Source organism: Streptomyces sp. NPDC027189 (assembly GCF_055566975.1).
Map to the genome: position 1 here is coordinate 26,043 of NZ_JBVHRI010000001.1, position 6,767 is coordinate 32,809.

Below are 6,767 nucleotides of genomic sequence, written 5' to 3' on the forward strand. Positions count from 1 at the left end.
TATCTTCCACCAGACGGAATATTCCGTAGCGAAACAAACCGATAGGATCGCCCCATGCGCCGTTCGAAAATCGTCTGTACTCTCGGCCCCGCGGTCGACTCCCACGAGCAGCTCGTCACGCTGATCGAAGCCGGCATGAATGTGGCCCGCTTCAACTTCAGCCACGGCACGCACGCCGAGCACCAGGGGCGGTACGACCGCGTCCGGGCCGCCTCGGCCGAGACCGGCAAGGCCATCGGTGTGCTCGCCGACCTGCAGGGTCCGAAGATCCGTCTGGAGACCTTCGCCGAGGGTCCCGTCGAGCTCGAGCGTGGTGACGAGTTCGTCATCACCATCGAGGACGTGCCCGGCGACAAGCACATCTGCGGCACGACCTACAAGGGCCTGCCCGGTGACGTCTCCAAGGGCGACCCGATCCTGATCAACGACGGCAACGTCGAGCTGAAGGTCGTCGAGGTCGACGGCGCCCGGGTCAAGACGGTCGTCATCGAGGGCGGCGTGATCTCGGACCACAAGGGCATCAACCTGCCCGGCGCCGCCGTGAACGTGCCGGCGCTGTCCGAGAAGGACATCGAGGACCTGCGCTTCGCCCTGAAGATGGGCTGCGACATGGTCGCCCTGTCCTTCGTGCGAGACGCCAACGACGTGGCCGACGTCCACAAGGTGATGGACGAGGAGGGCCGCCGGGTCCCCGTCATCGCCAAGGTGGAGAAGCCGCAGGCGGTCGAGAACATGGAGGGCGTCGTCGCGGCGTTCGACGCGGTCATGGTGGCCCGTGGCGACCTGGCCGTCGAGTACCCGCTCGAGAAGGTCCCGATGGTGCAGAAGCGCCTCGTGGAGCTGTGCCGCCGCAACGCCAAGCCGGTGATCGTCGCGACCCAGATGATGGAGTCGATGATCACCAACTCCCGCCCGACCCGCGCCGAGGCCTCCGACGTGGCCAACGCGATCCTGGACGGCGCCGACGCGGTCATGCTGTCCGCCGAGTCGAGCGTGGGCGCGTACCCGATCGAGACCGTGAAGACGATGTCGAAGATCGTCGTCGCGGCCGAGGAGGAGCTCCTCTCCAAGGGCCTGCAGCCGCTGGTGCCCGGCAAGAAGCCGCGCACGCAGGGCGGTTCGGTCGCCCGCGCCGCCTGCGAGATCGCCGACTTCCTCGGCGGCAAGGGCCTGGTCGCCTTCACCAAGTCCGGTGACACCGCCCGCCGGCTGTCCCGCTATCGCGCGCTCCAGCCGATCCTCGCCTTCACCACGGACGAGGGCACCCGCAACCAGCTGACGCTGAGCTGGGGCGTCGAGTCCCACGTCGTGCCGTTCGTGAACAGCACCGACGAGATGGTCGACCTGGTGGACCGTGAGCTGCAGAAGCTCAAGCGGTTCAACGAGGGCGATGTCGTCGTGATGACCGCCGGCTCGCCCCCCGGCGTCCCCGGCACCACCAACATGGTCCGGGTGCACCACCTGGGCGAGGGCAACCACGCCTGACCCACGGTCCGCGTACGCCACTGAGGGCGCCCCCTGCGAACAGGGGGCGCCCTCAGTGTGTGCGGCTCCCGAACGGGCTCTGGTGGGGGCGCTCAGTCGGTGATGTACGAGTGCAGGCCCGGCACGGTCAGCGTGCCGCCGAACTGACCGGCCTGGACGACCTTCACCTTGGTGAAGTAGATCAGCGGGATGTTCAGCGGCGGGGGGTTGTCCGGGCTGAACGTGACCGGGATCAGGCCGAGCAGATTGCCGGAGATGCTCTCCGTGTACATGATCGTCTTGCCGTCACGGATGGTGGACGTCGAGCCGTCGGCCGCCTGCACGTGGTAGGTCTTGCCGGACTGCTTGTCCTTCACCGTCTGGTGCAGATCGCCGATGTCGGTGCCGTCGGAGATGACGTACTTCAGGACCTTCTTGGTCGTCCCGTTGGCCGTCTTCACCTTCACGATGCCCTGATAGTCGGCGCCCTTGAGCAGCAGCGAGCTGGCGTTCAGGTACCAGGGGTCGTCGGGCAGCGGCGAGGCGTTGTCGACACCGCCCTCCTCGTCCGTGGCAACCGGGCAGTCCGACGGGTCGGTGCTGGAGCTCGCGGACGGGCTGGGGGTCGCGGTGGCCGCGTCGGCGGCCTCCTTGACCTTCTCCGTGGTGTCCGAGGCCGCCTTGGACGCCGTGTCGGTGGCGTCCTTCACGGTGCCCTTGACCGTCTCGGTGACCTTGTCGGTCGTGTCCTTGACGGTGTCGGCGGTGTCCTTGCTCGCGGACGCGCTCGCGCTCGCCGTGGAGGACGGCGTGGGGCTGGAGCTCGCCGTGGAGTCGCCACCGCCGGTGAGGACGTCGTTGATCGCGCTGCCGATGGTGTCCAGGACGTTGCCGCTGCTCGCGGACGCCGAGGGGGTCGGCGTGGACGCGGCGCCGTCCGACGACTTGTCCGACGTACTCGACGAGGGCGAGGAGGCGGACGCCGACGGCGTGGGCTCGGCCTTGTCATCGGAACCTGAATCCGACGAAGAGGTCTTGCCCGAGGACGCCGAGGCCGAAGGGGTCGGCTTCGCCGTGTCGCCGGACTTGTCGGCACTCTCCGAGGCGGAGGGCGACGGCGTGGCCGACGCACTGGCGCCGTCCTCGGAACCGGTCACGGCCGCGACGCAGTCCTTGTACTCGTCGGCCGTCAGACTCTTCGACGACCCGTGGTCGTCGGCGAGGGCGAGCGTCGGGGTGAACCCCATCCCCATCAGGACCGCTGTCGGCATCGCCGCGATGGCGACGGCCTTCCCGGCAGGCATGTGGAACCTGGTGAACAGCGGCTTCCTGGGGGCCGCGTGGCGCGGCCCGGTTCTCACACGGGACTCCTCCACATCAGTCCCGTGGGTCACCTCGTCAGCCGGCACTGTGCCTCCCGTTCGCCCCGTTCGCCGGGCTCGTTCCTGACAGATCGTTCGGCTCGCTCAGCCCGCTCACACTGTCCGCGGTCCCCACGGGCGCCCCCTCGGGGGCGTCGCCCTCGCCCTTGGCCACCGTCCTGGCCGACTCGGTCTCGGACTCGGCCGGAGCCCAGGAGACCGCCATCGCGCCGCCGATCATGGCGAACAGGAAGCCGATGAGGAAGCCGCCCAGGTTGGACACCGGGATGGACACCAGGGCCAGGAGAATCGCAGCGACTCCGGCGAAGGTCCGTACGTGCTTCTGGAACCAGAGGCTGATGCCCAGCACGACGAGCAGCACGCCGATGATCAGGGAGCCCGCGCCCGCGGTGGTGGCCATCGCCAGCGTGAGATGGCCGATCTGAAGGTTCGCGTACGGGAAGTAGGCGATGGGGAAACCGCCGAGCAGGACGAACAGACCGGCCCAGAACGGGCGGTCGCCCCTCCAGGTACGGAAGTTCCGCCGGAAGACCCGGAGGTAGTGCTCGTTCTGGCCGGGCGCGGCAGGAGTCTCGGCGCTCATGGAAAACAGCTCCCTGGAACGGCTTTGCTGTGAGAAGTACGCGTGAGTGATCCGCGTATGGCGGTGAGGAGCGGGGCGGGTGAGACGGCCGCGGCCCCCTCACCCGCCCCCGGGGTGCCTAGTAGCACTCCTTGACGCCCTTGGACAGCGACATCTTCAGGCCGCTGAGCTTGAACGTGCCGGCGGTGGTTGCCCACGCCGTCTGCTTGACATCGGTCAGCGTGGCCGAGTCGGCCTGCTGGGCGAACCCGTACGGGTTGGCCGTGTCGCCCTTGGCGATGCCCGGACCCTTGCTGGCGTCCTTGGCCGCAACACCGATGTCGATGTTGTGGAACGTCGCATCGGCGTTGAGGTCCTCGACGTCGATGTACAGGTTCTCGGCCTCGACCGGGGTGTCGCCACCACCGGCGTGCAGGATGAGGCTGACGGAACCGAGCAGCGGGATGTCCGGGGTGACCACGGACTGGCACATGCCCTTGATCGACGCGGACTTGAACGCCGAGACGGCGACGGGGTGAGCCGTCTTCTTGCCGTCCATGGTGTAACCCGAGTCAATGGCCCCGTACTGCGAGAAGCCCGTACCGTCGAGCCGGTCCGCCGTCACCTTGAACGACTGACCGGAAACGCTGAACGACGCGGCGAGAGCGCCCTGCGCGAGGGCGACACCTATCGCTGCCGTGGCGGCCACGCTGGGCACCATCACGACCGCGAACCGCTTCCATCTGGTCCCGCCACGCACCTGGGACTCCATATTTCCTCCTTCTCGGACGTACATCTCCTGGCCCTGACTGCCCCATGTCGGCGGCTCAGCCGGGCAGGGATGGGAGAAGTGCTACGTCCTCGGGAAGGAGAGCGCCCGTACTCGGAGGCGCGAACAGCGCCCGAATCACCGGCGATCACCCCCGAGCGACAACCACTGGTCGCGCCTGACACACATCACGCACAACCTGCTGGACAGGCTCTGCCGAACGGCAAAGACCCCCCTGCCCAAGAGCCGACGCCACTGCCGCCGGCTCTACTCGGTGGGGACCCAGAAAACCCGTTGACCCGATTGGTTGTCGGGGTACGGGAACGGACCGAGCGTCGCCGATCGTGGTGCATTCTCGCCGCCCGCACAAGGGGGTTCGTTACTCACTAGTAACGGCCGGATAACCGAACAACGACCCGTCGGTATCGGTCGGCGACGCAGGGTGGTCTCAGGCCGGGTGACACAACGGTTGATTGCCGGACGAAATCCGGCAGATCAACGCCCCCGACTTACTCCCAGTAACAGCGGCCGCGTTTACCAAGATTTGGTAAAGCGCGGCCACGTGTCGCTCTCTCGGCCAATCTTTCACCTGGGCATCACAAGCCCCAGCGTTTAGAGACAGGTCAGAACAGGGCCCTGGCCAACGCCCGGCGCGCCGCGATCACCCGCGGATCGTCGGCACCGACCACCTCGAAGAGCTCGAGCAGCCGCAGCCGTACGGCATCACGGTCATCGCCCGCCGTACGACGCACCGTGTCGATGAGCCGCCCGAACGCGTCTTCGACATGCCCGCCCACCAGGTCCAGGTCGGCGGCGGTGATCTGCGCCTGCACGTCACCGGGCCTCTCGGCGGCGTCCTTGCGCACCTGCTGCGGGTCGACACTCTGCACGCGCTGGAGCAACTCGGCCTGGGCGAGGCCCAGTTTGGCCTCCGTGTTGCCCGGGTCGTCGCTCAGGACGTTCTTGTACGCCTGGACGGCACCGCCCAGGTCACCCGCGTCCAGGGCCTGTACGGCGGCCTCGAGGAGCGCGTCGTACGGGCCGGCCGGCACCTCGGGCGCCGCCGGGGCGCTGCCGGGCTCGGCGTCCGGGTCGACGGTCAGGCCGGTGAGGCCGAAGCGCTGCTCGGCCACCTCGACGAGCTGGTCGAGGGTGCCGCGGATCTGGGCCTCGCCGGCCGCACCCTGGAAGAGCGGCAGCGCCTGCCCGGCGACAACCGCGAAGACGGCCGGGATCCCCTGGATCCCGAACTGCTGCATCAGCATCTGATTGGCGTCGACGTCGACCTTGGCGAGGACGAAGCGCCCGTTGTACTCGACGGCCAGCCGCTCCAGCACCGGGCTCAGCTGCTTGCAGGGCTCGCACCACTCGGCCCAGAAGTCGATGACGACCGGGACCTCGGTGGAGCGCTGCAGGACGTCGCGCTCGAACCCCGCCTCGTCGACATCGATGACGAGACTGGCGGGGGACACGGCCCCGCTCCCACCGCCGCCGCCCTGCCTGGCCGCTTCGGCGCGCGCCTGCTCCGCCTTCGCCTTGGCCTCCTGGGCCGCCTTCACCGCGGCGAGGTCGACGACTCCGCTCATGGACATGTTCCGTGGCTGCATGAGTACATCCTCCCCCTTCTGTGCTCGCGCGTGAAAAGCGTTCCGGAAGCCAGGCGTATTTCGACTTGATGCGTGGTGCTCGGCGCCGGGTCCCCACCTGGCGCCAGTGGTTGTCGCTCGCACACGATCGCGGTGCGCGAGCTTTCGCTACGAGTCGTAGCGTAACTGTCGGGAGGCGTCCCCGTGTGCCATACCCCGGTGATCTCCCTCACGACTTCACAGAACCGCCGGATATGGTCACTGGCATGCAAAGTCGCACTTCCGCCCCCCGTACGGGGCGTCCGCGCAGCGCAGCCGCGGACGCCGCGATCCTGGAGGCGACGCGCGCGGCGCTGGTCGAACTGGGCTGGTCCAAGCTGACGTTGGGAGACGTGGCGACCCGCGCCGGGGTCGCGAAGACCACGTTGTACCGCCGCTGGGCCGGCAAGAACGAACTCGTGGTGGACGCGGTGGCCGTCCTCTTCGACGAGCTGGAGCTCCCCGACCGGGGGAGCCTGGCGGCGGACATCGAAGGCGTCGTGCTCCAGTTCGCGGCGATCCTGGGCCGCCCGGAGGCCAAGACGGCGCTGATGGCCGTCGTGGCGGAATCCACCCGCGACGAGCCCCTCCGAGAGCGCATCCGTACGTCGATCGTCGACCGGCAGAAGCGCCTCGTCCTGGAGGGCCGCGCCCGCGCCACCGCCCGCGGCGAGCTGCCCCCGGAGTCCGACCCGTCCGCTGCCGCCCGGACCGCCGACCTGATCTTCGACGTGGTCGCGGGTGCGGTCGTCCATCGCACCCTCGTCAGCGCGGAGCCCGCGGACGAGGAGTGGGTCCGCAGCTTCACCCGCGTACTGCTGCTGGGACTGAAGGGGGCGACGGGGCAGGACTAGGCGTTGCGGGGGTTCCCCCCCCCCCCCAAGGGGGGGGGGGAAAGCACAACAAGAGCTCGTGCGCCGGACCCCCCCCACAGCACCGCCCCGCCACACCCGGCGGCTACACCA

General features: G+C 68.7%; 6 protein-coding genes. 2 read left to right on the forward strand and 4 right to left on the reverse strand.

Annotation, left to right across the window (positions count from 1 at the left end; all coding sequences use genetic code 11):
* Positions 1-54: 54 nt before the first annotated feature.
* Positions 55-1,485: a pyruvate kinase gene (gene pyk, locus ACZ4RZ_RS00125; protein WP_467740494.1), complete on the forward strand. Its 1,431-nt coding sequence runs from the start codon at positions 55-57 to the stop codon at positions 1,483-1,485.
* Positions 1,486-1,577: 92 nt separating this feature from the next.
* Here the strand turns inward: pyk and ACZ4RZ_RS00130 are convergent, their stop codons facing one another.
* The 4 genes from ACZ4RZ_RS00130 to ACZ4RZ_RS00145 form a co-directional block, all read right to left on the reverse strand.
* On the reverse strand, positions 1,578-2,873 hold the full coding sequence (locus tag ACZ4RZ_RS00130) for a hypothetical protein (protein WP_467740496.1): 1,296 nt from the start codon (positions 2,871-2,873) through the stop codon (positions 1,578-1,580).
* The gene (locus ACZ4RZ_RS00135; protein WP_467740498.1) at positions 2,863-3,429 is read right to left on the reverse strand and encodes a DUF6114 domain-containing protein; all 567 of its coding nucleotides are present in this window, start codon (positions 3,427-3,429) and stop codon (positions 2,863-2,865) included. Before ACZ4RZ_RS00135 ends, ACZ4RZ_RS00130 begins: the two co-directional genes overlap by 11 nt.
* 118 nt (positions 3,430-3,547) lie before the next feature.
* Positions 3,548-4,180: a DUF6230 family protein gene (locus tag ACZ4RZ_RS00140; RefSeq protein WP_467740500.1), complete on the reverse strand. Its 633-nt coding sequence runs from the start codon at positions 4,178-4,180 to the stop codon at positions 3,548-3,550.
* A gap of 620 nt (positions 4,181-4,800) precedes the next feature.
* The gene (locus tag ACZ4RZ_RS00145) at positions 4,801-5,784 is read right to left on the reverse strand and encodes a tetratricopeptide repeat protein (RefSeq protein WP_467740502.1); all 984 of its coding nucleotides are present in this window, start codon (positions 5,782-5,784) and stop codon (positions 4,801-4,803) included.
* 245 nt (positions 5,785-6,029) lie between these two features.
* Here ACZ4RZ_RS00145 and ACZ4RZ_RS00150 point away from each other — a divergent pair, with 245 nt between their 5' ends.
* Entirely contained in the window at positions 6,030-6,656 is a 627-nt protein-coding gene (locus ACZ4RZ_RS00150; RefSeq protein ID WP_467740504.1) for a TetR/AcrR family transcriptional regulator, read from the forward strand.
* The last annotated feature ends 111 nt before the right edge of the window (positions 6,657-6,767 follow it).